Below are 25443 nucleotides of genomic sequence, written 5' to 3' on the forward strand. Positions count from 1 at the left end.
TGTGCAGAGTGTCCGTCGGAAAATTTGGACGAATGTACCACTCAGGGTCGGTGGGCCGTGACGAAACGCGGCCGCCCGGCCAGATCCGTCCGGTCGCGCACACCGCTCCACCGCTCCGCGAACACCGCCGGAGCCGACTCACCCTGGGCGTCGGCGTGCTCGACAGCCAGGACGCCGCCACGGCGGAGCAGGCGCCAGCTGACCTCCTCGACGACGCGCATCGCGTCGAGCCCGTCGAGGCCCGACCACAGCGCCAGGGCCGGGTCGTGGTCGCGTGCCTCCGGGGCGACGCTCTCCCACGCGTCGAGCGGGATGTACGGCGGATTGGCGACGACCGCGTCGACCGCACCGTCGAGCTCGGGGAAGGCGCCCGCCATGTCGCCCTGCCGCAGGTCGACACCGGTGCCCGCGAGGTTGCGGAAGGCCCACTCCATCGCGCCCTCGTCGAGCTCGACGGCGTGCACCCGGGCCTGGGGCACCTCGTGGACGATGCTGAGCGAGATGGCGCCCGAGCCCGCACACAGCTCGACCACGACGGGCGCCTCCAGGTGCTGCACCTGCTCGATGACCCACCCGGTCATGACCTCGGTCTCGGGCCGCGGCACGAACACGCCCGGCCCGACCTCGACGTCGACGTAGCGGAAGGCCGCGGTGCCGGTGATGTGCTGCAGCGGCACGCGCCGGGCCCGGGCGTCGATCATCTCCAGGAAGGTGCGGCGCTGCATCTCCTGCACCGGCGCGCGTCGGACCATGGCCCGGGGGACGCCGCACACGTGCGAGAGCAGGAGCTCCGCGTCGACCTCGGGCGACGCGACCCCGCCGGCCTGGAGCGTCTCGACGGCCTGCTCGAGGAGACGCTCGGCCTGGCTCCGGACGCTCATGTCGCGTCCGACGCGAGGGCTGCGAGCCGCTCGGCGAGGTCGGCCTCGACGAGGGACGTGATGACGTCGCCCAGCGCGCCGTCCATCACGGCGTCGAGGTTGTACGCCTTGAAGCCGGTGCGGTGGTCCGACACGCGGTTCTCGGGGAAGTTGTACGTGCGGACCCGCTCGGAACGGTCCATCGTGCGGATCTGCGAGCGCCGCGCCTGTGACGCCTCGGCATCGGCCGCGGCCTGGGCCGCCTCGAGCAGCCGGGAGCGCAGGATGCGCAGCGCCTGCTCCTTGTTCTGCAGCTGGCTCTTCTCGTTCTGGCAGCTCACGACGATGCCGCTGGGCAGGTGCGTGATCCGGACCGCGGAGTCGGTCGTGTTGACGCTCTGTCCGCCCGGACCCGACGACCGGAAGACGTCGATGCGCAGATCGGCGTCGTTGACCTGGACGTCGACGTCCTCGGCCTCGGCGAGCACCAGGACCCCCGCCGCGGAGGTGTGGATGCGGCCCTGCGACTCCGTGACCGGGACCCGCTGCACACGGTGGACCCCGCCCTCGAACTTCAGCAGCGCGAACGGAGCCTCGCCCGGATCGGTGGCCTTGCCGGACTTGACCGAGGCCGTGACGGACTTGTATCCACCCAGCGCGGTCTCGGTGCTGTCGAGGACCTCGACCTTCCAGCCACGCGTCTCGGCGTAGCGCGAGTACATGCGCAGGAGGTCGGCGGCGAAGAGCGCCGACTCGTCGCCCCCCTCACCGCCCTTGATCTCGACGATGACGTCCTTGCCGTCGGCGGGGTCGCGTGGGACGAGGAGGCGCTGCAGCCGCGCGGCGAGCCCGGCGACCTGCGGCTCGAGCTCGGCGACCTCGTCGGCGAGCTCCAGCTCGCGAGCCGCCTCGAGGTCGTCGGTGGCCTCCTGCAGCGCACGGTGGGTGCGGACGATGCCCCCGAGCTCGGCGTAGCGCTGCCCGACGCGCTTGGCGACGGCCGGGTCGGCGTGCACCGCAGGGTCCGCGAGCCGGTGCTCGAGGTCGGCGTACTCCTCGAGCAGGGTCGTGACGGCGTCGAACATGCGGGCTCCTGGCGGTGCGGTGCGTGGACCTACGGCGGGGACGGCTGGACAGACGACGACGCCGGTCATCCCCAGACGGGGATGACCGGCGTCGCGGAGCAGCTACTTCTTGCCGTAGCGCTTCTCGAACTTGGCCACGCGGCCACCGGTGTCGAGGATCTTCTGCTTGCCCGTGTAGAACGGGTGGCAGGCCGAGCAGACGTCGGCGCGGAGGGAGCCCTCGGGCGCGGTGCTCTTGGTGGTGAACGAGTTGCCACAGGTGCAGGTGACCTGGGTCTCGACGTACGCGGGATGGATGTCGCTCTTCATGGTGTCCTCTCAGTGACGCTGGGTCGTGCGCAGGGCTGCGTACGTGAACCAGGGCCGACGTCCTATTCTGCCACTCCCCCGGGCCGAAACCAAGCGCAACGGGTCCGTCCGGGCCTCAGGGTGGCGGGCGACACGCGAAGCTCAGGCGGGAAGCAGCTTCTCGATGTCGCCGGCGATCTTGGCGGGCGCCGTGGTCGAGCCGTAGCGCTTGATGACGTTGCCCTCGGTGTCGACCAGGAACTTCGTGAAGTTCCACTTGATCTTCGAGGGGCCGACGCCGCCCTTCTCCTTCTTCAGCCACTGGTAGAGCGGGTGGGCGCCGTCGCCGTTGACCTCGATCTGGGAGAACAGCGGGAAGGTCACGCCGTAGTTCTTCTCGCAGAACGACGCGGTCTCGTCGTCACCGTCGGGGTTCTGGTGGCCGAACTGGTCGCACGGGAAGCCCAGCACGACGAGGCCGCGGTCGACGTAGGTCTTGTACAGCTCCTCGAGGCCCGTGAGCTGCGGGGTGAACCCGCACTGGGTCGCAGTGTTGACGACGAGGAGCACCTTGCCGCGGTAGTCGGCGAGGTGCCGCTCGGCGCCGTCGATTCCGGTGGCGGAGAAGTCATGAGCAGTGGTCATGCCGACCACCCTAGGGTGGACCGCCGAACGTGGCAGATGAGTGTCCACCGCCGAGTAGTTCCAACGGACCAGGTCGAAAGTCCCGCCGGGAACCGCTCCGATGGACCATCCATCGGTAGGTCGGACGGCTCTAGACTCGAGGAGCGACCGGTCGGACCATCTGCGGACCGACCAGGGAGGGTCGTTGAGGGAGAGCATCATGAAGTCCTTTGCCTGCGGGGACGTGGTCCCCGGCTGTGACGCCACCTGGGTCTGCGACACCGAGGACGACGTCCTCCATGCGGTCGCGATCCACGCCCGCGCCGACCACGGCCTGATCGAAGTGCCGGCCGACCTGGTGGACGCCGTCCGGAGCCAGATCCGCGACGTGGCGTGAACGTCTCGCCGGGTTTCACCGACCAGGCGCTCGACCTCGCCGTCGCGGGGCCCTCGGTCGGTCTGCGACCCGTGCTCGACGTCGCCCGGCGGACCGCGGCCGGGTTCGAGGTGGTCCCGCGTGCCGACCTGGACGCGGGCGACGCCACGCGCGCCGGACTGGAGGCGCGCGCCACACTGCCGCCCCACACGTTCCTGACCGTCCCGGTGGCTCCGGACGACCTCGCGGACCCCGCGTGGCCGGACCTCATGACGAGCTCCGGCGACCTCGGTGGTGTCGTGGTGCACCTGGACCGGCCCGAACGGCTCGGCGTGGAAGCCCGCCGTCACCTGCAGGCTGTGCGTGACGCGGGCGCCCTCCTGTCGACCGGGAGCCGCCTCGAGGACCAGCCGTCGCTGAGCACGATCGCCGAGCTGCGACCGGCCATCCTCCGACTGGGCCGCTCCTGGGTGCGTGATCTCGACGTCGACCGCACCAAGCAGGGCGTGCTCGCCGCGATCGGCCGGCTGGCGTCGCAGCTCGACGCGTGGATCCTGGCCGACGACGTCGCGACGGGGGCCGAGCTGGCCGCACTCGCCTCACTCGAGGTCCCCCTGGCGCAGGGTCCCGTCGTCGGCGTCGCCGCGTGGCCGTGGCCCTCGGTCTCGCGCGAGGCGCACCGGGCGCTCCGGAGATCCGCCGACCGCGGCTCCCCTGACCTCACGCTGCGTCACCTCGTGCAGCGCGCCTTCACCGTCCGCGGCGACACCGAGCTCGAAGCACGCCCCGCCGAGCAGGCGGGCCAGGACCTGACCGTGGTCCTCGACGACCGCGGGCGTCCCGTGTCGCTGCTGGTCCGGCGCGCCGGCCGGTGGGCCGCCGAGCGCCCGTTCACGATCCACGTCGACACCACCCCCGAGCAGGCACTCGAACGCGCGCTGCACCGGGTCCCCGGACACGACGACGCCCCGCTGGTCTGTACCGACACAGCGGGGCGCTTCTGCGGGATCCTGCAGCAGGACCGGCTCGTCGCCCACGTGGCGACGAACCGGTCCTGAGCGGTCAGACGAGTCGGCGGACGACCTCGGCGTTCGTGGTGGCAGAGCCGAGACGCTCCAGCACCGCGGCGACAGCGGCCGAGGGGGCCAGCTCCGCGAGCTCGCGACGCCACGCCCGCGCAGCCGCGAGCTCGTCGGCGGACTGCAGGAGGTCGTCGTGACGCGTGCTCGACGCGACCGGGTCGATCGCGGGGAACTGACGCTTCGAGGCGGCGTCCGCGTCGAGCCGCAGCTCGGTCGTGACGGTGCCCCGGACCTCGCCGAGGATGAGCTCGTCGATGCGTGAACCGCTGTCGACCAGCGCGGTGGCCAGGATCGTCAGCGAGCCGCCGTCCTCGAGATTGCGCGCCGCGCCGAGCAGTCGCTTGGGCGCGAACAGCGCAGAGGCGTCGATGCCGTCGGCGAGCACACGGCCCTGGCCGGCAGCAGCCTGGTTGTAGGCACGACCGAGACGCGTGATGCCGTCCACCAGGACCACGACGTCGTGACCGAGCTCGACCAGGCGCTTGGCGCGCTCGATGGCGAGCTCCGCGACGGTCGTGTGGTCGCCCGCGGGGCGGTCGAACGTCGAGGAGATGACCTCGCCCTTGACCGACCGCTGGAACTCGGTGACCTCCTCGGGACGCTCGTCGACGAGCACGATCATGAGGTGACACTCGGGGTTGTTCGCCGTGACGGACGCGGCGAGCTGGCGCAGGACGCTGGTGTTGCCGGCCGCCGGCGGGGCGACGAGCAGGCCGCGCTGGCCCTTGCCGATCGGCGCGAACAGGTCGACGACCCGGCCCACGACGTTCTGCTGGTCGGTCTCGAGGCGAAGTCGCTGCGTCGGGAAGACCGGGGTGAGCGCCTCGAACTCCGAGCGCGCCTTGGCCTCCTCGAGGGTCATGCCGTTGACCGAGTCGACCCGGACCATCGGGTTGAACTTCTCCTTGCGCTCGCCCTCGCGGGGCTGGCGCACCTGACCGACGACCGCGTCGCCACGACGAAGGCCCCACTTGCGGACCATCGACAGGGAGACGTAGACGTCGTTCTCGCTCGGGAGGTAGCCGGTCGTGCGCACGAAGGCGTAGTTGTCGAGGATGTCGACGATGCCGGCCGCGGGGACCAGCACGTCGTCCTCGGCGACCTGCACGTCACCGTCGGCGGCCCGACCGCTGCGGCCGCGGCCGCGACGGTTGCGGCGGCGTCCGCCGGCCTCGTCGTCGTCCTGCGGGCCCTGGTCGGCGGACCGGTTCTGCTGGTCGCCCTGACCCTTCGGGTCGTTCTGGTTCTTCTGGTCGTTCTGGTTCTTCGGGTCGTTCTGGTTCTTCTGCTGCTTGGACTGGCCGCCGTTGTTGCCGCCGCCGTTGTTGCCGCCGCCGTTCTGCTGGCCGCGGCCCTGGCCGCGCTCGGCGCGATCGGCGCGATCGGTCGAGTCCTGGTTGTCGGTGCGGTCCTGCTTCGGGCCGCGGTCCTGCTTGGGTCCACGATCCTGCTTCGGCGCGCGGTCCTGCTGCTCGCCGTTGCCGGCGTCGGCCTGCTTGGCCGCCTTCTCCTGCTTGGCCGGGCGCTCGCCGGCGTCCTTCTTCGGGCCACGGCCGGAGCGGGCCGACTTCGGCGCGTCGTCGGCGGACCCGGTCTCGGGCGCGGGAGTCGTGGTGGCGGGGGCCGCCTTCGGGGCGTCGCCGCGGGCGGCCTTGATCGCGTCGATCAGCGCACCCTTGCGGAGCGTGTTGGCGCCCTCGATGCCGAGCTCGGCCGCGATCTCCTGCAGCTCGGCGATGACCTTGCCGCCGAGCGCTCCACCGCTGGTGCGGCGGGCGGGGCGGGTGGCGGGTGCGTCGTTGGTGGGCTCCTGGGGAGCCTGGGTCGTGTCAGTCACAGATGGGTTTCCCTCTAGACGATGGTCTCGCCACGTCCGCGCGACGGCGGTCAGAGATGAACGAACCGGAAGGTAGGTTCCCGTGGCGTGCCGGGGAGTGTGTTCTCGACTCCGGCGTCACCACCGTATCACCGGACGACGGCGCCCCCGGCGTCGACATCCAGATGGTGCAGGGTCCATCCGTCCGGCAGCGCGTCGTCGATGCCGCGGGCGAAGGCCAGGACCGTGGGCCCGGCGCCGGAGATGACGGCCGGGACGCCCTCGACGCGCAACGAGCGCACGAGCTGGTACGACTCGGGCATCGCGACGCTGCGGTAGGTCTGGTGCAGCCGGTCCTCGGTGGCGGAGATGAGTCGGTGCGGAGCGTGGAGCAGCGCGGCCACGAGCAGGGCCGAGCGTCCGGCGTTGAACACGGCGTCGGCGTGCAGGACCGTCTCGGGCAGCAGGCCCCGCGCCTGCGCGGTCGAGACCGCCGTGGGCGGCACGAAGACCGTGACGGGCACCTGGCAGTCGAGGCGTTCGACGGCTGCCGCCGCGCCGTCGACCCACGAGATCGTGAGACCCCCGAACAGGGCCGGGGCCACGTTGTCGGGGTGACCCTCCAGGTCGGTGGCGAGCTGGAACAGCGCCGCGTCGTCGAGCCGGTCCTCACCCTGCACCAGGGCGCGTGCGGCCACGAGGCCGCCGACGATGGCCGCAGCGCTCGAGCCGAGGCCGCGCCCGTGGGGCACGACGTTGCGGCACGTGAGGCGCAGGCCGGACGGCTGCTCGCCCAGCAGGTCGAAGGCCGCCTGCATCGAGCGCACCACCAGGTGGGTCTCGTCGAGCGGCACCTCCCCCTGGCCGGCTCCGGTCACGTCGATGTGCAGGCCGGAACCGGTGGCCTCGACCTCGATCTCGTCGTACAGGTCGAGCGCGAGCCCGAGCGTGTCGAACCCGGGTCCCAGGTTCGCGCTGGTCGCCGGCACCCGCACGGTGACGGGGCTCGTGCGCACGCTCACCGCAGGCCGGCGGTCTCGGCCGCCGCGTCGACGTCGACGTCGATGACGGCGTCGATCAGGTCGCCCCGGTGCGCCATCGCGGTGTCGATGTCCTTGAGCCCGTGGCCCGTGACGGTGACGGTGATGGTGAGACCGGGCTCGACCTCGCCGGCGGCCGCGGCCGCCAGCAGACCGGCGACCCCGGTGGCCGACGCCGGCTCCACGAAGATGCCCTCGCGCGCGCCGAGCTCGCGCTGGGCCGCGAGGATCTGCTCGTCGTCGACCATGTCGATGCGCCCGAACGACTCGTCGCGGGCGTTCTCGGCGAGGGTCCAGGACGCCGGGTTGCCGATGCGGATCGCGGTGGCCACGGTGTCGGGCTCCGGAACGACCCGCCCGAGCACGATGGGCGCGGCGCCGGCGGCCTGGAAGCCCCAGACCCGCGGCCGGCTCGAGGCGACCCCGGCGGCCTCGTACTCGACGAAGCCCTTCCAGTACGCCGTGATGTTGCCGGCGTTGCCGACGGGCAGCACGTGCAGGTCCGGGGCCCGGCCCAGCACGTCGACGATCTCGAACGACGCCGTCTTCTGGCCCTCGATGCGGATCGGGTTGACCGAGTTCACGAGCGCGACCGGGTACTCCTTGGCGAGCCCGCGCGAGAGGTCGAGGCAGTCGTCGAAGTTGCCGCGGACCTGGATGATGTCGCCGCCGTGCATGACCGCCTGGGCCATCTTGCCGGCCGCGATGCGGCCGTGCGGCACGAGCACGATGGGCGTGAGGCCCGCCCGCGCCGCGTAGGCCGTCATCGACGCGGACGTGTTGCCGGTCGAGGCGCACACGACGGCCTTGGCGCCCTGCGCGACCGCCGCGGAGATCGCCGTCGTCATGCCGCGGTCCTTGAACGAACCGGTGGGGTTCTGGCCCTCGACCTTGACGAAGACGTCGCCCTGGACGACCTGCGACAACCACGCCGAGTGCACGAGCGGCGTGCCGCCCTCACCCAGCGTCTGTGCCACGACGCCGGAGTCGAACGGCAGCCACTCGCGGTACTCCTCGATGACGCCCCGCCACGGCCTGGCCATCACTGACCTCCCTCGACGCGCATGACCGACGAGACACCGCGCACCACGTCGAGGCCGCGCAGGCCCTCGACCGTCGCGGCGAGCGACTCGTCCTCGGCCTCGTGCGTCACGATGACGAGCTGGGCGTCGGAGTCGTGACCCTCCTGGCGCAGGGTGCGGATCGAGACACCGAATCGCGCGAACTCCTGGGCGATCGTGGCGAGCACGCCGGCACGGTCGTCGACGTCGACCACCAGGTGGTACTGCGTGCGCGCCCGGCCGATCGGGACCAGCTCGACGTCGGCGTGCGAGGTCTCGCCCGGCCCGAAGACGTCGCTGACGCGGTTGCGTGCGACCGAGACGACGTCGCCGAGCACCGCACTGGCCGTGGGGGCACCCCCGGCGCCCGGCCCGTAGAACATCAGCTGACCGGCGGCCTCGGACTCGACGAACACCGCGTTGAAGGCGCCGCGGACGCTGGCCAGCGGGTGCGACAGCGGCACCATGGCCGGGTGCACCCGGGCACTGACGGCGGGGCCGTCGGGGGTCTCGATCTGCTCGCAGATCGCGAGCAGCTTGACGACCGATCCCATCTCCGAGGCCGAGCGCACCGCCTCGGCGGTGACCGAACGGATGCCCTCGCAGTGCACGTCGTCGAGGGTCAGGTTGGTGTGGAACGCCAGGCCGGCCAGCAGGGCCGCCTTGGCCGCGGCGTCGTGGCCGTCGACGTCGGCCGTCGGGTCGGCCTCGGCGTAGCCGAGACGCTGCGCCTCGGCGAGCGCCTCGTCGAAGCTCTGCCCCAGGGTCGACATCTGGTCGAGGATGTAGTTCGTCGTGCCGTTGACGATGCCCAGCACGCGGCTCACGCGATCGCCCGCGAGCGACTCACGCAGCGGGCGCACGATCGGGATGGCGCCGGCGATGGCGGCCTCGAAGGACAGGTCGCGCTCGGCCTTCTCGGCGACCGCGAACAGATCGGCTCCCTGGTCGGCCAGCAGCGCCTTGTTGGCCGTGACGACCGAGGCGCCGTGGTCGAGCGCGGCGCGGATGAGGTCACCGGCGGGCTCGATGCCGCCCAGGACCTCGATCACGATGTCGAGGTCGCCCGAACGCACCAGCGCCTCGGCGTCGTCGGTGAACAGCTCCGCCGGCACGTCGAGGTCGCGCTCGCGGGCCACGTCGCGCACGGCGATCGCGACGAGCTCCAGCGGCACCCCGACCCGGCGCGCGAGCTCGTCGGCGTCGCGCGTCAGGCGTCGGGCCACTTCCGTGCCGACGACGCCGCACCCGAGCAGTGCGACGCGCAACGGGTGGTCACGAGGGGGACGATCGACGGAGTTCACGAACACCAGCCTATCGGCGGCCGGCCACAGGTCGTGCGCCGCGCTCCGTACCCCTGGGACGTCACCGCTCGTTGTAACATCGGCCGTCGCACTGGGTCTGTTCACCGGGTCCGATCACGGGCCCGTCCACCGGGGGACTCGAGAGGAGCACGCATGGCAGCCGACAGGTGGCGCAGGGTCCGCAGGTGGGCCCACCGCCGGCGCAAGGCGCTCCTGATCGGCGGGGTCGCGCTCCTCCTCGTCGCGATCGCGGCCTACCTGATCTACGACGCGGCGACCGAGCCGGTCGTCGGCGAGGGCGAGGGGTCCGCCGGAGACCCCTTCGCGATCCCCTCGGGCACACCGACCCTCCCCCCGCCGGGATCGACCGGGCTCGGCAGTCTCGACCCGGCGGACTTCGGGCTTCCGAGCGGCGGCTTCTCGGCCGGGTGCGACAACGAGACGTTCACGATGGGGTTCACGTCGGACGCGCCGATCGCGATTGCGGGCTACCTCACGTCCGGTGGTGAGATGGACTACTACCCCAACGAGTCCACCGGTTCGGTCTCGGTCGTGCAGTGCTCCACGGACCCGTCGGTCCTGATCATCGCCCAGGCCGGCCCCCGGGCCTCGACCATCACCTGCACGACGACCCGCTCGGGTCGGACCGTCGAGTCCAGGACCGCGCCGGGCGCCAACGGCATCGTCTACTGCTACGGCTGAGGTTCAGACGACGTCGAGGGCGAGCAGGTCGTCCTCGGTCTCGCGTCGCACGATGACGCGGGCCTCGCCCTCGCGCACGGCGACGACCGCCGGTCGCGGCACGTGGTTGTAGTTGCTCGCGAGCGAGCGGCAGTACGCACCGGTGCCGGGGACCGCGAGCAGGTCGCCCGGCCCCAGGTCGGCGGGCAGGTACTCGTCCTTGACCACGACATCACCCGACTCGCAGTGCTTGCCCACGACGCGGCTGAGGACCGCCGGCGACTCCGACAGGCGCGAGGCGAGGGTGGCGGAGTAGTCGGCGCTGTAGAGCGCCGGTCGGATGTTGTCGCTCATGCCGCCGTCGACCGCCACGTACCGGCGCGAGGCGCCCCCGTCGAGGGCGACCTCCTTGGTGGTGCCGACCGTGTAGAGGGTGAAGGTGGACGGCCCGGCGATCGCCCGGCCGGGCTCGATCGACAGCTTGGGCACACCGATGTCGAGCGCGTGGCACTCGTCGTCGACGATCTTGGTGATCTCGCGAGCGAGGTCGTCGGGAGCTCGCGGATCGTCCTGCGTCGTGTAGGCGATGCCGAAGCCGCCGCCGAGGTCGAGCTCCGGAAGCGTCACCCCCAGCTCGCGCTCGATCTCGGCGTGCAACCGCAGGACCCGGCGGGCCGCGACCTCGAAGCCGTCGGTCACGAAGATCTGCGAGCCGATGTGCGAGTGCAGGCCCAGCAGCTGCAGACCCGTCGTGCTCGTGATGCGTCGGACCGCCTCGAGCGCCTGGCCGCCCGCGATCGAGAAGCCGAACTTCTGGTCCTCGTGCGAGGTGGAGATGTACTCGTGCGTGTGGGCCTCGACGCCCGCCGTGACCCGCACCATGACCCGGACCGTGGCCCCCAGCTCGTCGACCAGGCGGGCGAGGCGGTCGATCTCGTCGAACGAGTCGACGACGACCCGGCCGACGCCGACCTCGATTGCCCGGCGCAGCTCGGACTCGGACTTGTTGTTGCCGTGGAAGGCGATGCGGGCGGGCGGGAACTCCGCGCGGAGCGCGACGGCGAGCTCGCCGCCCGTGCACACGTCGAGGTTGAGCCCCTCCTGCGCGACCCACCGGGCCGTGGCCACGCAGAGGAACGACTTGCCGGCGTAGAACACGTCGGCCTCGGCGAAGGCGTCACGGAACGCGCGCGCCCGCTGCCGGAAGTCGTCCTCGTCGACGACGTACAGCGGCGTGCCGTGCTCCGCCGCGAGCTCGGTGGCCGACTCCCCCGCGACCGTGAGGACCCCATCGCTCTTGGCCGCGTGACGCGACCAGAGGTGGGTGACGAGCTGGTTGACGTCGTCAGGGCGGTGCAGCCAGGCGGGACCTCGGTCGCCGGCCTGGCCGTGCAGGGCGCCGGCCTCGTGGGAACGCATGGTCACATCCTGTCGCATCACATGCGGTCGGGAGCACCCACACCGAGCAGACCCAGACCGTTGGCCACGACCTGACGCGTCGCCGCCACCAGCACCAGCCGGGAACGGTGCACGTCCGCGACCTCTTCGTCGCCCATCGGCAGGACCCGGCAGACGTCGTAGAACTTGTGGAACTTCGACGCCGTGTCCTCGAGGTAGCGGGCGACGCGGTGCGGCTCGCGCAGCTCCGCGGCCCGGGCCACGAGCCGCGGGTACTCGGCCAGCGCCCGCAGCAGGTCGCCCTCCTGCGGGGTGTCGAGCAGCTCGGGCACCAGCACGTCGACGTCGGGCGTGATGCCGAGGTCGCCCGCGTTGCGCACGATCGACGACAGCCGCGCGTGGGCGTACTGCACGTAGTAGACGGGGTTGTCGCTGCTGCTGCTGGCCCAGAGGTCGAGGTCGAGGTCGATCTGGGAGTCGGTCGAGTAGCGCGCCAGCGCGTACCGCGCGGCGTCGACACCGATCGCTCCGACGAGGTCCTCGAGCGTGATGACGGTGCCGGCGCGCTTGCTCATGCGCAGCGGCTCGCCGTCCTTCAGCAGGTTGACCATCTGGCCGATCAGGATCTCGAGGTTGACGCCCGGCTCGTCACCGAACGCCGCGCACATGGCCAGCATCCGCGAGACGTACCCGTGGTGGTCGGCGCCGAGCATGATGATCGCGCGGTCGAAGCCGCGCTCACGCTTGTCGAGGTAGTAGGCCAGGTCACCGGAGATGTAGGCCGGCTCACCGTCGGACTTGATGACGACCCGGTCCTTGTCGTCGCCGTAGTCGGAGGTGCGCAGCCAGCGCGCACCGTCGCGCTCGTACATCTTGCCGAGCTCCTCGAGGCGGCCGATCGCGCGATCGACGGCTCCGGACTCGTGCAGGTCGTTCTCGTGGAAGTAGACGTCGAAGTCGACCCCGAAGTCGTGCAGGCTCTGCTTGATCTCGCCGAACATCCGCGTGACGCCGTCGGCCCGGAACGTCTCCGTGGCCTCGGCGTCCGGCAGCTCCTCGGCGCCGGGGTGCTCGGCGAGCACGGCGTCGGCGATGTCGTGGATGTACTGGCCGCCGTAGCCGTCCTCCGGGGCGGCCTCGCCCCGGGCCGCAGCGAGCAGCGACCGGGCGAAGCGGTCGATCTGCATGCCGTGGTCGTTGAAGTAGTACTCGCGCGTGACCTCGGCACCGATGTTCTCGAGCAGCCGGCCCAGTGAGTCGCCGACGGCGGCCCAGCGCACGCCACCGATGTGGATCGGACCCGTGGGGTTGGCGCTGACGAACTCCAGGTTGACCTTCTGGCCCGCGTAGACGTCGCTTCGCCCGTAGGCCGCGCCCGCAGCGAGCACCTGGGCCGCGACGACGCCCTGCGCACCGGCTGCGACGCGCACGTTGAGGAAGCCGGGACCCGCGACCTCGACGGCCGCGATCCCGTCGTTCTCCGCGAGCACGTCGGCGAGGTCCTGCGCGAGCTCGCGCGGCGGTCGACCGGCCTTCTTCGCGAGCTTCAGCGCGATGTTGGTGGCGTAGTCGCCGTGCTCCTTGACCTTCGGGCGCTCCACGAGCACCTCGGTGGGCAGCGGTTCCGACGAGCTCAGGCGCCCGTCGTCGGCCAGGCGGCCGAGGGCGGACACGATCACGTCACTGAGCTGCTCGGGAGTCACCCGCGGAGTCTATCGACGCCCGTTCCGGACCAGCTCCGCCACGGTCGCCACGAGGTGGTCAGGGTCGAAGGGCTTGACGACGTACTCGTCGACGCCGGCGTCCCAGCCGCGCTGGACCGAGGCCGGGTGACCCTGGGTCGTCACCATGATCACGGTGAGGTCGCACAGCGCGGGATCGGCGCGGATGGCCTGCGTCGCGGCGATGCCGTCCATGCGCGGCATCATGACGTCGATCGTCACGGCGTCCGGCAGGGACGGTGCGGACCGGAGGATCTCCAGCGCGTCGATGCCGTCGACCGCCTCGTCGACCTCGAAGCCGGCGAGCTCGAGGTTCATCCGGATCAGGAACCGGATCGAGGCGGTGTCGTCGACGACCAGCACACGCCGGCCCGTCCCGACTCCCGTGAGCTCCTCCACCTGTCTCACGGTATCCGCGGTCCGGTAGGCTCGGCGCGGAAACGGACGGTCCGGTGCACGCTGCCGGACGCCGGGCCCCCGTAGCTCAGGGGATAGAGCGCCGCCCTCCGGAGGCGGAAGCGCAGGTTCGAATCCTGCCGGGGGTACTCGCTGGACAGGCCCGGACCCGAGCGGTCCGGGCTTTCTGCGTCTGGTGGGTACTCCCCCGACATGACCGACGAGGACGCCCGCTGGCTCGTGATCGACGGACGCCGGTGGCGGCGCACCGACCCGTCACTGCCGGACGACGTCGTCGAGTCGCTGAAGTCCCACCTCGGACGCGCACGATCCGCGGTCAAGAAGGCGAAGTCGGACGCCGACGAGACGGCGATCCAGGCCGCTCGCGATCGGGTGCAGCTCGCGAAGACCGGGCTCGGCGAGCGAGGCCCGTACTGGTGGGAGGTCGACGAGGCCGACCGCCTCGCCCAGGCCCGCGAGGCACTCCGCCAGCTCGCCGACTGAACCCGCCTCGCGCTGCTAGGACTCCAGGAACTCCAGGACCTGCTGCGCGAAGACGTCGTTGTCGTCGCCCGCGACCATGTGACCCGCCTTGGCCTCTCGGACCACGGCGTGCGGGATGAGCCGCTGCAGCTCGTCAGCGCCCTCCGCCGAAACGACGTCGGACTGGGTCCCGCGGACCAGCATGGTCGGCACCGCGACCTGCGCGGCGGCGGCCCGCAGCCGGTCGCGCCGTGTCGCCCGGCTGGGCTCGTCGCGCACCCCGAGGAAGGCCGGGTCCCAGTGCCAGTGCCAGCGTCCGTCGTCCCACTGGCGGACGTTCTTCCTCAGGCCGTCGAGGTTCGACGGCCGCGGACGGTGCGGGTTGTAGGAGGCGATCGCGTCGGCGACCTCCTCGAGCGACGCGAAGCCGTCGGGCGCCGAGGCCATGAAGTCCAGGATGCGTTGCACGCCGGCCGCCTCGACCTGGGGCGCGACGTCGACCAGCACGAGGGCCCCGGCCTCCACGGCCGACTCGCCCACCGCCAGCAGCGAGGTGATGCCGCCCATCGACGCGCCGACCAGCACCGGCGCGACGTCGAACCCGTCCACGACGGCGGCGAGATCGCCCACCAGGGCGTCCATCGAGTAGTCGCCGTCGGGCGCCCAGGCGCTGTCACCGTGCCCGCGGGCGTCGATCGCGATCGTGGTCCAGCCGGACGCCGCGAAGCGGGCGCCGCTGCGGTGCCAGGAGTGCCGCGTCTGCCCGCCCCCGTGGAGCAGCAGCACGACGCCGCGCTCCTCGGCAGCCGACCACCGGTCGGCGGCCAGGTCGCCGGCCTGGCCGGTCAGGACGAGCTGCTCGGGTCCCACGTCTCCCCCACTCCATGACGAACGGCACGGACCGTCGGGCGGTCACTCACGACGTCTCGCAGGCTAGCCGACACGCACGCGTCCGCGTGGGCCGCACCGGCGGGGAGGGCGGAGACGGCGAGTCGGGCTGATCAGCCTTCGGACGCGAGGTGCTCCGCCAAGGTCACGGGCACGCGGCCGGTCAGGTCGAGCACGTCGCTCGAGAGCACGTCCTGCTCCCCCGACGCGATCGAGGTGTAGGTCGAGACCCAGGCGTCGACCTGCCAGTCCGGAGCCCCGTAGGGCGCGCGCGACGCGTGGGCCTCCGCCACCGTCTCGTCGTGGAACCTCACGGCGGACCCCGTGGCCGCCGCGATCGTGGCGGCCACCTCGGCCATCGTCAGCGACTCGCGCCCCGTGAGCTCGTAGGTGCTGCCGCGGTGGGCCGCGGGATCCTGCAGCACCGTGGCCGCGCACCGGGCGACGTCGGCCCGCGCCACCGGGGCGTAGCGACCCTGCCCCGCAGGACCTCGGATGACGCCGTCGTCGCCGACGAGGTGGGGGGCGAAGTCGAGGTAGAACGAGTCGCGCAGGAACGTCCAGTCCAGGCCCGAGCCTCGCAGGTGCTCCTCGGTCGCCCCGTGGTCGCGTGCCAGCGTGAACACGGCGTCGGGCCCTGCTGCGTGGAAGGACGTGTAGACCACGTGCCGCACCCCGGCCCGGGCCGCGGCGTCGATGAAGGCCCGGTGCTGGTCGACGCGGTCGGCGGTCTCGTGCGCCGAGACCATGAAGAGCACGTCGACGCCCTCGAGCGCCGCGGCGGAGGAGGCGGCATCGGCGTACTCGGAGGCGCGGACCTCCGCGCCGGGAAGTGCCGGCGCGCGGTCGGGCGAGCGGGCCAGGAGACGCTGCGACGCACCGGCATCGGCCAGCAGCCGGGCAACTGCGCCGCCGACCGCACCGGTGCACCCGGTCACGGCGATGACGGGACGGGTCACGCGCTTCCTCCTCGGTCGGGCTGTGCCCGCCACCCTAGGCTGGCGACATGTCGCGCGCCCGAGTCCCCGTCGTCGTCGCGGCCGTGGTGCTGCCCGTCCTCGTCCTCGTCGTCCTGGTGCTGCGGCCGGTCCCCACCGACCCCGAGGGCGCGACGATCGCCCTCACCGCCGACCCCGTGGTCACCGAGGCCGTCCTCGACTCCGTGGCCGCCAACGGCTCCGGCACGCTCGACGTCATCGTCGGCGCTTCGCCGGAGGGCGCTCGTGCGCTGGTCGAGGACGGCACGCTGATCGCCGCACTGTCGGTGGACTTCGAGACACCCAGCGACACCCTGTACCTCGCCGGTGCGAACGGATCGCGCGTCAACGCGGCGGTGGTCGCCGCCGTCGAGGACTCGCTGGCCCCGTTCGACCGCACGATCGCGGTGCAGGACGTGCACCCCGCCGACGTCCCGCAGCACCTCCCCGGGTGGATCGTGGCCGTCGGGCTGCTGGCCGGTGCCGTCCTGGTCCTGGCGCGACGCTGGGCCGGCCGGTTCCTCCGAGGATCCCGACCGCCGCGGCACCTCGCCGAGCAGATCGGCACCGACGCCCTCCTGTACGGCGTGGTGCTCGGCGCCGCCTCCTTCCTGGCCGGGCTGCCCGGATCACCCCCGTCGTGGATCGCCCTCGGGTTCTTGCTCGTCGCGATCTCCGCCGCCGTCACCAGCGCTGCCGTGCGCGTGATCGGCGTCTGGGGTCTCGGCGTCGTGGCGGCACTGTTCGTCCTGCCCACCTGGGTACTGGCTCGGGCGCCGCACCCGCTGCTCCTGCCGACGCCGATCGAGACGGTGGGCAGCTGGATGCCGCACGGGGCGGCTGCCGAGATCGCCGGTCGTCTGGCGCTCTTCGGCGACGGCGCGGGCGGGCGTCCGTGGCTCGTCCTGCTGGGCTGGGCGGTCGGCGGCGTGCTCGTGCTGGCGCTCACGCACCGGCTCACCGCGCCGCGCGCCTCCACGGAGCCTGCGGCGATCGAGGGCTGAGCCGGTTCCCTACAGGAGCCCTTCGCTCCTGAGCCACGCCTCGACCCGCACCATGCCCTCGGCGAGGTCGACCTGCGGCTCGTACCCCAGGAGACGTCGGGCCTTCTCGATCGAGTAGGTCCCCGTGCGGCAGAAGTACCGGACCGAGACGGTGCTGATCTCGGTGCCGGGATCGACCAGGCGTGCCGGCACCGCGGCACCGCCGGCGATCGCGAGGGCGAGCGACGTCGGCAGCAGCACGAGGCGACGATCGAGCATCCGGGAGTAGTGGCCGAAGAACTCCGCCGTCGGCACGCCGACACCCCCGGCCAGCGTGAAGACCTGACCGACCCCCTCGGGCCGGAGCGTCGCCCGGCTGATGCCGTCGACGAGGTCGTCGACGTAGACGGGGCTGTGGATGCCACGACCTCGGGCCGGCAGGAAGAACTGGCGCTTGCGGATCATCTCGACCGGCAGCACGGTCCACGGCCGCGAGGCGGGCCCGTAGACGTCGCCCGGACGGACGATCGTGACGTCGATCTGACCCGCGGCATGGGCCTGGAGCACGACCTGCTCGGACGCGATCCGCGTGTCGACGTAGGGATTGCCGTCGGGACGCACCGGGTGGTCCTCGGTCACGCCGTCGGGGAACCCCAGGTCGGAGAACACTCGGATCGACGAGAGGTGCACGAACCGGGAGACGCCTGCAGCGACGGCAGCGTCCAGCACGTGCCGGGTGCCCACGACGTTGACCTGCCAGGCCTGCTCGAGGGTCGGCGAGTTCGACACGAGGGCCGCGGTGTGGATGACCGCGTCCACCCCCTCGAGCTGGTCCCGCCACCCGTCCGGCTCGCCGACGTTGCCGGCGACGACACCTCGTCCAGGGTCCGCGGCCAGGTCGATCCCCCGGGTCTCGTGGCCGTCGGCGGCGAACCGCTCGATCAGGTGCCGTCCGATGAAGCCGTTCGCGCCCGTGACGAAGATCCGCATGGGGACAGTGTGACGGCAACGAGGCCATCTGACAGTCGATCCGGTCAGATGTTCGGCCTATTCTCCTGACGTGGACCGCACCCGGGAGCTCGCCCTCGTCGCAGCGGGCGGTGCCATCGGCACGCTCGCGCGCTACGGGCTCGACGAGTCGGTCGGCGTCGTGCGGGACCTGCCGCTGTCCACGCTCCTGGTCAACCTGGTCGGGTCGCTCGCGCTCGGGCTGCTGGTCGGGCGCGGCGTGCCCGAACGCCTGCGCCTGATGCTCGGCACCGGCCTGATCGGCGGGTTCACGACCTACAGCGCGTTCGCCGTCCAGGTGCAGGACCTCGGCACGGGAGGCGACATCGCGCTCGGTGCGGCCTACGCCCTCGTGACCGTGCTGGGCGGCTTCGCGCTCGCCGTGGTCGGCCTCCGGTGGGGACGACGATGACCGGGTTCACGCTCGCCCTGGCGGTCGCCGTCGCCGGCGGCGCTGGCGCTGCGCTCCGCCACCTGGTCGACCAGCTGGTGCCGCGACGCGACCGGTTCCCCTGGGCGCTCCTCCTGGTCAACGCGACCGGCTCGTTCTGCCTGGGCCTCCTCGTGTCGTCGACCGCCGACCAGAGCTGGCACGCCGCGGTGGGCACGGGTCTGCTCGGCGGCTACACGACCTTCAGCTCGGCGAGCCTGGACGCCGCGATCCGATGGGTCGACTCCGGCCGGGCCGACGCGATGCGATCGGCCACGGTGATGGCCCTGGCCTGCATCCTCTCGGCGGTCACCGGGGTCGCGATCGGTCGTTGAGCCGTCGCGCTCGCCCGACCGCCGTGTCGGTAGCGTGGGGGCCATGACGACGGAGCACCCCGGCGCCCACGCCTTCGGACTGGCCACCCTCACGGAGGACGGCACGGTCCTCGACGTCTGGTACCCGGAGCCGCGCCTCGGCGCCCCCGGCGACCACGACCACGAGCCCGAAGCACTCACGGCCGCCGGCCGCGACGACGCCGTCCGCGGCGTGCGGGTCCTCGTGGTCCACACCGTCATCGACGACCTCACCCAGGCCCCGGGAGACGCGTACGACGTCTACCTCCGCCTGCACCTGCTCTCGCACCGCCTCGTCCGGCCGCACGGCCAGAACCTCGACGGCATCTTCGGCCTGCTGGCCAACGTCGCCTGGACCTCGCTCGGCCCGGTCGCCGTCCCCGACGTCGGCGCCGCGCGGGCCAGGGCCCGTGCCCACGGCCACCACCTCGCGGTCACGAGCGTCGACAAGTTCCCGCGCATGACCGACTACGTCGTGCCGTCGGGGGTGCGCATCGCCGACGCAGACCGCGTCCGGCTCGGCGCCCACCTGGCCGAGGGCACCACGGTGATGCACGAGGGCTTCGTGAACTTCAACGCCGGCACGCTCGGCCACGCGATGGTCGAGGGCCGCATCTCGGCCGGCGTGGTGGTCGGCGACGGCAGCGACGTCGGCGGTGGAGCCTCCATCATGGGCACGCTCTCCGGCGGCGGCGCGCAGGTCATCAGCATCGGCGCCAACAGCCTGCTGGGCGCCAACTCGGGCATCGGCATCAGCCTCGGCGACGACTGCGTCGTGGCGGCCGGCTGCTACGTCACCGCCGGGAGCAAGGTCACCCTGCCGGACGGCACCGTGGTCAAGGCCCTCGAGCTGTCCGGGCAGGACGGCCTGCTGTTCCTGCTCAACTCCGAGACCGGTCGCCTCGAGGCGCGCCCCCGCGGCGAGCGGGCCGGCATCGAGCTCAACGCCGCCCTCCACGCCAACTGAACCGGAGCACCACCACCTCGTGAAGCTGCGCTGGCTGCTCGCCGGAGCCCTGGGCCTCGCCACGATCACGGTCGCCGCGACCCTGAACGACCGCGAGCCCAACCGCGCCGAGTACTGCGTCGCCGACGTCGAGGGCACTCGTGCCCAGGTCGACCTCGAGCAGGCACGGTGGACGTCCCTCATGGCCGCCATGGCCCAGAACCGCGGTCTGCCGCCGCGGGCCACGACGATCGCGATCGCCACGGCGTACCAGGAGTCGCGGATCCACAACATCGACTACGGCGACCGCGACTCCGTCGGCCTGTTCCAGCAGCGTCCGTCCCAGGGCTGGGGCACCGTCGAGCAAATCATGCAGCCGCCCTACTCGATCGGGGAGTTCTACGACGGCCTGGTCAAGGTCGCCGACTACACCACGCTCGAGATCACGGCCGCGGCCCAGGCCGTGCAGCGCTCCGCGTTCCCCCAGGCCTACGCCCAGCACGAGCCCGCCTCGCGGTCGCTCGCGTCGTCACTGCGGGGGTACAGCCCGGCCGCGTTCACGTGCCAGCTCAACGAGACCGGACGTGGCAGCGCGAGCGCCGTGCTCGCCGACGTCGACGCCGCGTTCGGCAGCCTCGGCGGCGTGGTCCAGGGCGACGACGTCGTGACCCGCTTCACCGGGGCGGCCGAGGACACGCGCATCCGCGGTTGGGCGCTGGCCCACTACGCCGTGGCGAACGCCTCGCACCTCGGGATCACCAGCGTCTCGTTCGACGGTCGCCGCTGGAGCGTCATGGACTCCCCCGACGGCTGGGTCGCGTCGGAGGCCGCGATCGACACCGTGGTGATCCGCACCCGCTGAGCCCGGCTCAGCCGATGTCGCGGCGGAACGTCGTGAGGCGTCCGACCACGGCCAGCACCACGATGTAGGCGACCATGACGACGGCGCCACCCCACTGCGGCAACAGGTCCACGCCACCCCCACCGCCGAACGAGCTGAAGAAGCTCGAGCCGAGCAAGGCATCGGCCGCCGCACCCGGGAGGTACTTCGAGACCTCGCTCGTGGCGTCGAAGGCCCCGAGCGCGACCCGTGCGATGGGCTCGATGAGCTGGGTGAACGCCAGCACGACCACGATGGCCGCCACCTGGTTCGTGAGCACGGTGCCGAAGGCGACGCCCATCATCGTCCATAGCGCCATGACCACGATCGACAGGACCAAGGTCTCGATGACCTCGCTGTCACCGAGGAAGGCGCCGTCACCGGCGAGCGCGAGCACCGGCGCTCCCGCGGCCACGACGGTGGCCGTGGCCAGGACCCCGTAGGCCAGACCCATGGGGATGCTCGACACCAGCTTCGCAACCACGAACAACGTCCGGCGCGGCTCCACGAGCAGGCTGCCCGTGACGGTCTGGTGCCGGAACTCCGATGTGACCGCGAGGCTGCCGATGATGAGGGGGAAGACGTAGCCGATCGGGCTCGTGAGCGCGTAGATGCTCTGCGCGATCTCCTTCGGCGACAGGAACGACGACGGCTGCGTGTCGGAACCGGTGTCGACGGTCAGCGAGAAGCCGAAGACGCCGGCGATGAACGCCAGGTACACGACCATGGCGAGCGCCAGGATCCACCACAGGCGGGTGGAGAAGAACTTGCGGAACTCCGCGACGAGGGCGGCGGTCATGAGGCTCCTCCTGCCGTGGGTGCGGTCGGCGGCGGCGGTGGCGTGGGGTCGACGGGCGGGGGCGGTGTGACCGCTCCGTGGCCCGTGAACTGGCTCGTCGGGGCGTCGGACGACTCGGTGAGCCGCAGGAACACGGCCTCGAGGTCGGCTCCGTGGTCGGCCAGCTGGTGCACCTCGAGGCCCGCACGGTGCAGGGCGGCACCGATCTGGGCGGCATCGACGTCGTGGACCACGTGGTGCTCCAGGTGCGGGTCGACGCGCCAGCCCTGCTCGCGCAGCACCCGGTCCGCAACCTGGTAGTCGACGGTGCGCACGAGCACGTCGTGCGAGGCCAGCTGCTCGAACTCGGCGAGCGTCGAGGCGTGGATGAGCCGGCCGCTGCCGATCACGACGACGTCGTCGACCGACTGCTGCACCTCGGCCAGGACGTGGCTCGAGACGAGCACGGTGCGACCGTCGGCCGCCAGGGCGCGCAGCAGGCCGCGAAGCCAGGCGATGCCCTGCGGGTCGAGGCCGTTGGCGGGCTCGTCGAGGATGATGATCGAGGGGTCGCCCAGCAGCGAGGCGGCCAGGCCCAGGCGCTGTCGCATGCCCATCGAGTAGCCGCCGACGCGCCGCTTCTTGGCGCCGTCGAGACCCACGAGCTCGAGCACCTCGTGGCAGCGCGAGTCCGGGACCCCGGCCTGCGGCGCCAGGGTCCGGAGGTGGCCCAGCCCCGTGCGGCCCGGGTGGAAGCTCGAGGCCTCCAGTGCCGCCCCGACCAGCTGGGCCGGGCGGCGGATGTCGCGGTAGTCGCGCTCCCCGACGATGGCGCGACCCGAGGTGGGCTGCATGAGACCCAGCAGCATGCGCAGGGTGGTGGTCTTCCCGGATCCGTTCGGGCCCAGGAAGCCGGTGACCCGGCCCGGTGCGACCGTGAACGACAGATCGTCGACGGCCGTCACGGCGCCGAAGCGCTTGGTCAGGTGCTCGATGGTGATGGCAGGTGCGGTCACGACTCCCCCGTCGTCGGCATGTGCTCGTGAGCGACCCTATCGAGCCGACGCACCTGGACGCACCTCGACCCGCCCCGCGATGCGAGACGGGTCGAGGTGGCCGATCAGGGGACGGTCAGCCGGCCGAGCCGTGCGGAATCGTGACGCCCACCGCGCGGTTGGCGGCGGACACGACGGCCTCGAGCGAGGCCCGGACGATGTTCGCGTGGATGCCGACGCCCCACACGATCTCGCCGGCGATCTCGCACTCGACGTAGGCGGCGGCGTGGGCGTCGCCGCCGGCCGAGAGCGCGTGCTCGGAGTAGTCGAGCACGCGGATCTCGGCACCGGCCTGGCGCATGCCGTCGACGAAGGCGTCGACGGGTCCGTTGCCCTCGCCCTTGAACGACTGCGTCTCGCCACGGACGACGAGGTCGACGACCTGCTGGTCACGACCGTCGTTCGAGGTGGTCGAGCTGAACGAGGTGAGCGTGTACGGCTCGGTGCGCTCCAGGTACTCGCCGCGGAACGTCGACCAGATCGTGCTGGCGTCGACCTCGCCCGCGTCACCCTCGGACAGGTTCTGGATGACGCGGCTGAACTCGATCTGCAGGCGGCGCGGCAGGTCGAGCTGGTGCTCGGACCGCAGGATGTAGGCCACCCCGCCCTTGCCGGACTGGCTGTTGACGCGAATGACCGCCTCGTAGCTGCGACCGACGTCGTGCGGGTCGATCGGCAGGTAGGGCGCCTCCCACGCGATCTCCGAGACGGGCACGCCCTGGGCGGCCGCCTCACGGTCGAGCGCCTCCAGGCCCTTCTTGATCGCGTCCTGGTGCGAGCCGGAGAAGGCGGTGTAGACCAGGTCGCCCGCGTACGGGTGGCGCGGGTGGACCGGCAGGTTGGTGCAGTACTCGACCGTGCGACGGACCTCGTCGATGTCGGAGAAGTCGACCTGCGGGTCGATGCCCTGGCTGAACAGGTTCATGCCGAGGGTGACCAGGTCGACGTTGCCGGTGCGCTCGCCGTGGCCGAACAGGCAGCCCTCGACACGATCGGCTCCGGCCATCAGGCCCAGCTCCGTGGCCGCCACCGCGGTGCCGCGGTCGTTGTGCGGGTGCAGGCTGATCGCGACGTTGTCGCGCCTGCTGACGTTCCGGCTGAACCACTCGATCTGGTCGGCGTACGTGTTGGGCGTGGCCATCTCGACCGTGGCGGGCAGGTTCAGGATGATCTCGCGACCGTCCTCGGGCTGCCAGACGTCCATGACGGCCTCGCTGACCTCCAGCGAGAACTCCAGCTCGGCGCCCGTGAAGATCTCGGGGCTGTACTGGTAGCCGAACTCCGTGCCGGCCATGTTCTGCTCGGCGTGCTTCATGACGAGCTCGGTGCCACGCGTCGCGATCGCGCGCACCTCGTCACGCGAGGCGTTGAACACGACGCGGCGGAACATCGGGGCCACGGCGTTGTAGAGGTGGATGTTCGCGCGCTTGGCGCCGGCCAGCGACTGGGTCGTGCGCTCGATCAGGTCCTCGCGGGCCTGGGTCAGCACCGAGATCGTCACGTCGTCGGGGATCAGGTCGCCCTCGATCAGCGAGCGGATGAACTCGAACTCGGTCTCGGACGCCGACGGGAAGCCGACCTCGATCTCCTGGTAGCCCATGCGGACGAGCAGGTCGAACATGCGGCGCTTGCGCACCGGCGTCATGGGGTCGATGAGTGCCTGGTTGCCGTCGCGCAGGTCGGTCGAGAGCCAGCGCGGCGCCTGCGTGATGACCTGGCTGGGCCACGTGCGGTCGGGCAGGTCGATCGGCGGGAAGGCCCGGTACCGCTCGATGGGCATGGCGGACGGGGTCTGCGGAGAGACGATGTTGTTCTTCATGGTCGAAATCCTCGAAAAGTGTGCGGTCTCAAGCGATCGGCGATGGCGAGACTCCGCGGCGAGGTGTCCGACCTGATCAGACCTCGACGCGGCAGCGAAGGAGGAGGTTCGCGATACGCATGTCCCGGCTAGCGTAGCAGCATGACGACCCCCACCTCCGCGGACTCCGACCGCTCCACCTCCGGCGCCTACGTCACCGCAGGCGCGGAGTTCGACCGCGACATGGACTACATCCCCGACCGCATCACGCGTGACTCTGACCAGTGGCCCGTCGAGCCGGGGCGCTACCGCCTCGTCGCGGCCAAGGCCTGCCCGTGGGCCAACCGCGCCATCATCGTGCGCCAGCTCCTCGGTCTGGAGGACGTCATCAGCCTCGGTCTGGCTGGGCCCACCCACGATCGGCGCAGCTGGACCTTCGACCTCGATCCCGGCGGCGTCGACCCCGTGCTCGGGTACGAGCGCCTGCAGGAGGCGTACCTGGCCCGCTTCCCCGACTACCCCAAGGGCATCACGGTGCCGGCCATGGTCGACGTCCCCACGAAGCAGGTCGTCACGAACGACTTCCCGTGGATCACGCACGACCTGTTCTTCGAGTGGCAGGAGTTCCACCGCCCCGACGCACCGAACCTGTGGCCGGACGACGTGCGCGAGGAGATGGAGACCGTCATGCAGCGGATCTTCACCGAGGTCAACAACGGCGTCTACCGCTGCGGCTTCGCCGGCTCGCAGGAGACCTACGAGGCGGCGTACGAGCGTCTCTGGACCGCGCTCGACTGGCTCGAGGAGCGTCTGGCCGACCGCCGCTACCTCATGGGCGACGCGATCACGGAGGCCGACGTGCGCCTGTTCACCACGCTGGCGCGGTTCGACGCCGTCTACCACGGGCACTTCAAGTGCAACCGCAACAAGCTCACCGAGATGCCGAACCTCTGGGGCTACGCGCGCGACCTGTTCCAGACGCCCGGCTTCGGCGACAACACCGACTTCGAGCAGATCAAGGCGCACTACTACGTCGTGCAGACCGACATCAACCCGACGCAGATCGTGCCGCAGGGGCCCGACCCGGCCGTGTGGCTGACCCCGCACGGGCGCGAGGGGCTCTGAGCCGCCG

General features: G+C 71.7%; 27 protein-coding genes and 1 tRNA gene. 11 read left to right on the plus strand and 17 right to left on the minus strand.

What is annotated here, in order from left to right:
• Window positions 1-41: 41 nt before the first annotated feature.
• From prmC to V6S66_RS10070, 4 genes are all read right to left on the minus strand, one after another.
• The gene (gene prmC, locus V6S66_RS10055; RefSeq protein ID WP_334206605.1) at window positions 42-881 is read right to left on the minus strand and encodes a peptide chain release factor N(5)-glutamine methyltransferase; all 840 of its coding nucleotides are present in this window, start codon (window positions 879-881) and stop codon (window positions 42-44) included.
• Window positions 878-1945 carry a peptide chain release factor 1 gene (gene prfA / locus V6S66_RS10060; RefSeq protein ID WP_334206606.1) on the minus strand — a complete coding sequence of 356 codons (1068 nt, stop codon included), beginning with the start codon at window positions 1943-1945 and terminating at the stop codon, window positions 878-880. The genes prmC and prfA overlap by 4 nt, the downstream gene beginning before the upstream one ends.
• A gap of 102 nt (window positions 1946-2047) precedes the next feature.
• The gene (rpmE, locus tag V6S66_RS10065) at window positions 2048-2254 is read right to left on the minus strand and encodes a 50S ribosomal protein L31 (protein ID WP_334206607.1); all 207 of its coding nucleotides are present in this window, start codon (window positions 2252-2254) and stop codon (window positions 2048-2050) included.
• A gap of 141 nt (window positions 2255-2395) precedes the next feature.
• Window positions 2396-2878 (minus strand): glutathione peroxidase, encoded by a 483-nt coding sequence (locus V6S66_RS10070; protein WP_334206608.1) that lies wholly within the window; start codon window positions 2876-2878, stop codon window positions 2396-2398.
• A gap of 199 nt (window positions 2879-3077) precedes the next feature.
• On the opposite strand from V6S66_RS10070, the gene V6S66_RS10075 reads away from it, so the two are divergent.
• Complete coding sequence (locus tag V6S66_RS10075; protein WP_334206609.1) at window positions 3078-3254, plus strand: DUF1059 domain-containing protein; 177 nt, start codon at window positions 3078-3080, stop codon at window positions 3252-3254.
• Window positions 3251-4291 (plus strand): EAL domain-containing protein, encoded by a 1041-nt coding sequence (locus V6S66_RS10080; protein ID WP_334206610.1) that lies wholly within the window; start codon window positions 3251-3253, stop codon window positions 4289-4291. Before V6S66_RS10075 ends, V6S66_RS10080 begins: the two co-directional genes overlap by 4 nt.
• Before the next feature lie 4 nt (window positions 4292-4295).
• Here V6S66_RS10080 and rho read toward each other — a convergent pair whose 3' ends face one another.
• The 4 genes from rho to V6S66_RS10100 form a co-directional block, all read right to left on the minus strand.
• A complete protein-coding gene (gene rho / locus V6S66_RS10085) occupies window positions 4296-6152 on the minus strand; it encodes a transcription termination factor Rho (RefSeq protein ID WP_334206611.1) in 1857 nt (618 codons plus the stop codon).
• A 128-nt stretch (window positions 6153-6280) separates the two neighbouring features.
• Entirely contained in the window at window positions 6281-7147 is an 867-nt protein-coding gene (gene thrB, locus V6S66_RS10090; protein WP_334206612.1) for a homoserine kinase, read from the minus strand.
• A 2-nt stretch (window positions 7148-7149) separates the two neighbouring features.
• Complete coding sequence (thrC, locus tag V6S66_RS10095) at window positions 7150-8214, minus strand: threonine synthase (protein WP_334206613.1); 1065 nt, start codon at window positions 8212-8214, stop codon at window positions 7150-7152.
• Window positions 8214-9536, minus strand: coding sequence for a homoserine dehydrogenase (locus tag V6S66_RS10100; RefSeq protein WP_334206614.1), 1323 nt, complete (start codon window positions 9534-9536; stop codon window positions 8214-8216). Before V6S66_RS10100 ends, thrC begins: the two co-directional genes overlap by 1 nt.
• Window positions 9537-9689: 153 nt before the next feature.
• Here V6S66_RS10100 and V6S66_RS10105 point away from each other — a divergent pair, with 153 nt between their 5' ends.
• On the plus strand, window positions 9690-10238 hold the full coding sequence (locus tag V6S66_RS10105; RefSeq protein ID WP_334206615.1) for a hypothetical protein: 549 nt from the start codon (window positions 9690-9692) through the stop codon (window positions 10236-10238).
• Between the two features lie 3 nt (window positions 10239-10241).
• Here V6S66_RS10105 and lysA read toward each other — a convergent pair whose 3' ends face one another.
• Genes lysA through V6S66_RS10120 form a run of 3 tightly spaced genes read right to left on the minus strand, consistent with a single transcriptional unit; the run spans window position 10242 to window position 13735 of the window.
• The gene (lysA, locus tag V6S66_RS10110; RefSeq protein WP_334206616.1) at window positions 10242-11636 is read right to left on the minus strand and encodes a diaminopimelate decarboxylase; all 1395 of its coding nucleotides are present in this window, start codon (window positions 11634-11636) and stop codon (window positions 10242-10244) included.
• A gap of 17 nt (window positions 11637-11653) precedes the next feature.
• Entirely contained in the window at window positions 11654-13318 is a 1665-nt protein-coding gene (argS, locus tag V6S66_RS10115; protein WP_334206617.1) for an arginine--tRNA ligase, read from the minus strand.
• Window positions 13319-13327: 9 nt separating this feature from the next.
• Window positions 13328-13735: a response regulator gene (locus V6S66_RS10120; RefSeq protein ID WP_334206618.1), complete on the minus strand. Its 408-nt coding sequence runs from the start codon at window positions 13733-13735 to the stop codon at window positions 13328-13330.
• Between the two features lie 74 nt (window positions 13736-13809).
• On the opposite strand from V6S66_RS10120, the gene V6S66_RS10125 reads away from it, so the two are divergent.
• Both V6S66_RS10125 and V6S66_RS10130 read left to right on the plus strand, forming a co-directional pair.
• Window positions 13810-13881, plus strand: a tRNA-Arg gene (locus tag V6S66_RS10125).
• A gap of 64 nt (window positions 13882-13945) precedes the next feature.
• Window positions 13946-14236 carry a hypothetical protein gene (locus tag V6S66_RS10130; protein WP_334206619.1) on the plus strand — a complete coding sequence of 97 codons (291 nt, stop codon included), beginning with the start codon at window positions 13946-13948 and terminating at the stop codon, window positions 14234-14236.
• Between the two features lie 15 nt (window positions 14237-14251).
• On the opposite strand, the gene V6S66_RS10135 is transcribed toward V6S66_RS10130, so the two are convergent.
• On the minus strand, window positions 14252-15085 hold the full coding sequence (locus V6S66_RS10135) for an alpha/beta fold hydrolase (protein ID WP_334206620.1): 834 nt from the start codon (window positions 15083-15085) through the stop codon (window positions 14252-14254).
• A gap of 131 nt (window positions 15086-15216) precedes the next feature.
• Entirely contained in the window at window positions 15217-16062 is an 846-nt protein-coding gene (locus tag V6S66_RS10140; protein ID WP_334206621.1) for an SDR family oxidoreductase, read from the minus strand.
• Between the two features lie 47 nt (window positions 16063-16109).
• Between V6S66_RS10140 and V6S66_RS10145 the strand changes: the two genes are divergently transcribed.
• Entirely contained in the window at window positions 16110-17084 is a 975-nt protein-coding gene (locus V6S66_RS10145) for a hypothetical protein (RefSeq protein ID WP_334206622.1), read from the plus strand.
• A 9-nt stretch (window positions 17085-17093) separates the two neighbouring features.
• On the opposite strand, the gene V6S66_RS10150 is transcribed toward V6S66_RS10145, so the two are convergent.
• Window positions 17094-18053 (minus strand): NAD-dependent epimerase/dehydratase family protein, encoded by a 960-nt coding sequence (locus V6S66_RS10150; RefSeq protein WP_334206623.1) that lies wholly within the window; start codon window positions 18051-18053, stop codon window positions 17094-17096.
• A gap of 70 nt (window positions 18054-18123) precedes the next feature.
• Between V6S66_RS10150 and V6S66_RS10155 the strand changes: the two genes are divergently transcribed.
• Genes V6S66_RS10155 through V6S66_RS10170 form a run of 4 tightly spaced genes read left to right on the plus strand, consistent with a single transcriptional unit; the run spans window position 18124 to window position 20662 of the window.
• Window positions 18124-18483: a fluoride efflux transporter FluC gene (locus V6S66_RS10155; protein WP_334206624.1), complete on the plus strand. Its 360-nt coding sequence runs from the start codon at window positions 18124-18126 to the stop codon at window positions 18481-18483.
• Window positions 18480-18836: a fluoride efflux transporter FluC gene (locus tag V6S66_RS10160; protein ID WP_334206625.1), complete on the plus strand. Its 357-nt coding sequence runs from the start codon at window positions 18480-18482 to the stop codon at window positions 18834-18836. The genes V6S66_RS10155 and V6S66_RS10160 overlap by 4 nt, the downstream gene beginning before the upstream one ends.
• Window positions 18837-18879: 43 nt before the next feature.
• Window positions 18880-19821: a 2,3,4,5-tetrahydropyridine-2,6-dicarboxylate N-succinyltransferase gene (gene dapD, locus V6S66_RS10165; protein ID WP_334206626.1), complete on the plus strand. Its 942-nt coding sequence runs from the start codon at window positions 18880-18882 to the stop codon at window positions 19819-19821.
• 19 nt (window positions 19822-19840) lie between these two features.
• Entirely contained in the window at window positions 19841-20662 is an 822-nt protein-coding gene (locus tag V6S66_RS10170) for a hypothetical protein (RefSeq protein ID WP_334206627.1), read from the plus strand.
• Window positions 20663-20669: 7 nt separating this feature from the next.
• On the opposite strand, the gene V6S66_RS10175 is transcribed toward V6S66_RS10170, so the two are convergent.
• The 3 genes from V6S66_RS10175 to leuA all read right to left on the minus strand — a co-directional run bounded on the left by V6S66_RS10175 (window position 20670) and on the right by leuA (window position 24332).
• Window positions 20670-21479: an ABC transporter permease gene (locus V6S66_RS10175; RefSeq protein WP_334206628.1), complete on the minus strand. Its 810-nt coding sequence runs from the start codon at window positions 21477-21479 to the stop codon at window positions 20670-20672.
• A complete protein-coding gene (locus V6S66_RS10180; protein ID WP_334206629.1) occupies window positions 21476-22474 on the minus strand; it encodes an ATP-binding cassette domain-containing protein in 999 nt (332 codons plus the stop codon). Before V6S66_RS10180 ends, V6S66_RS10175 begins: the two co-directional genes overlap by 4 nt.
• A 115-nt stretch (window positions 22475-22589) precedes the next feature.
• Window positions 22590-24332 (minus strand): 2-isopropylmalate synthase, encoded by a 1743-nt coding sequence (leuA, locus tag V6S66_RS10185; protein WP_334206630.1) that lies wholly within the window; start codon window positions 24330-24332, stop codon window positions 22590-22592.
• Between the two features lie 141 nt (window positions 24333-24473).
• Between leuA and V6S66_RS10190 the strand changes: the two genes are divergently transcribed.
• Window positions 24474-25436, plus strand: coding sequence for a glutathione S-transferase family protein (locus tag V6S66_RS10190; RefSeq protein ID WP_334206631.1), 963 nt, complete (start codon window positions 24474-24476; stop codon window positions 25434-25436).
• Window positions 25437-25443 lie beyond the last annotated feature (7 nt).

This window comes from Aeromicrobium sp. Sec7.5 (assembly GCF_036867135.1).
In the GTDB taxonomy this organism is placed as follows: domain Bacteria; phylum Actinomycetota; class Actinomycetes; order Propionibacteriales; family Nocardioidaceae; genus Aeromicrobium.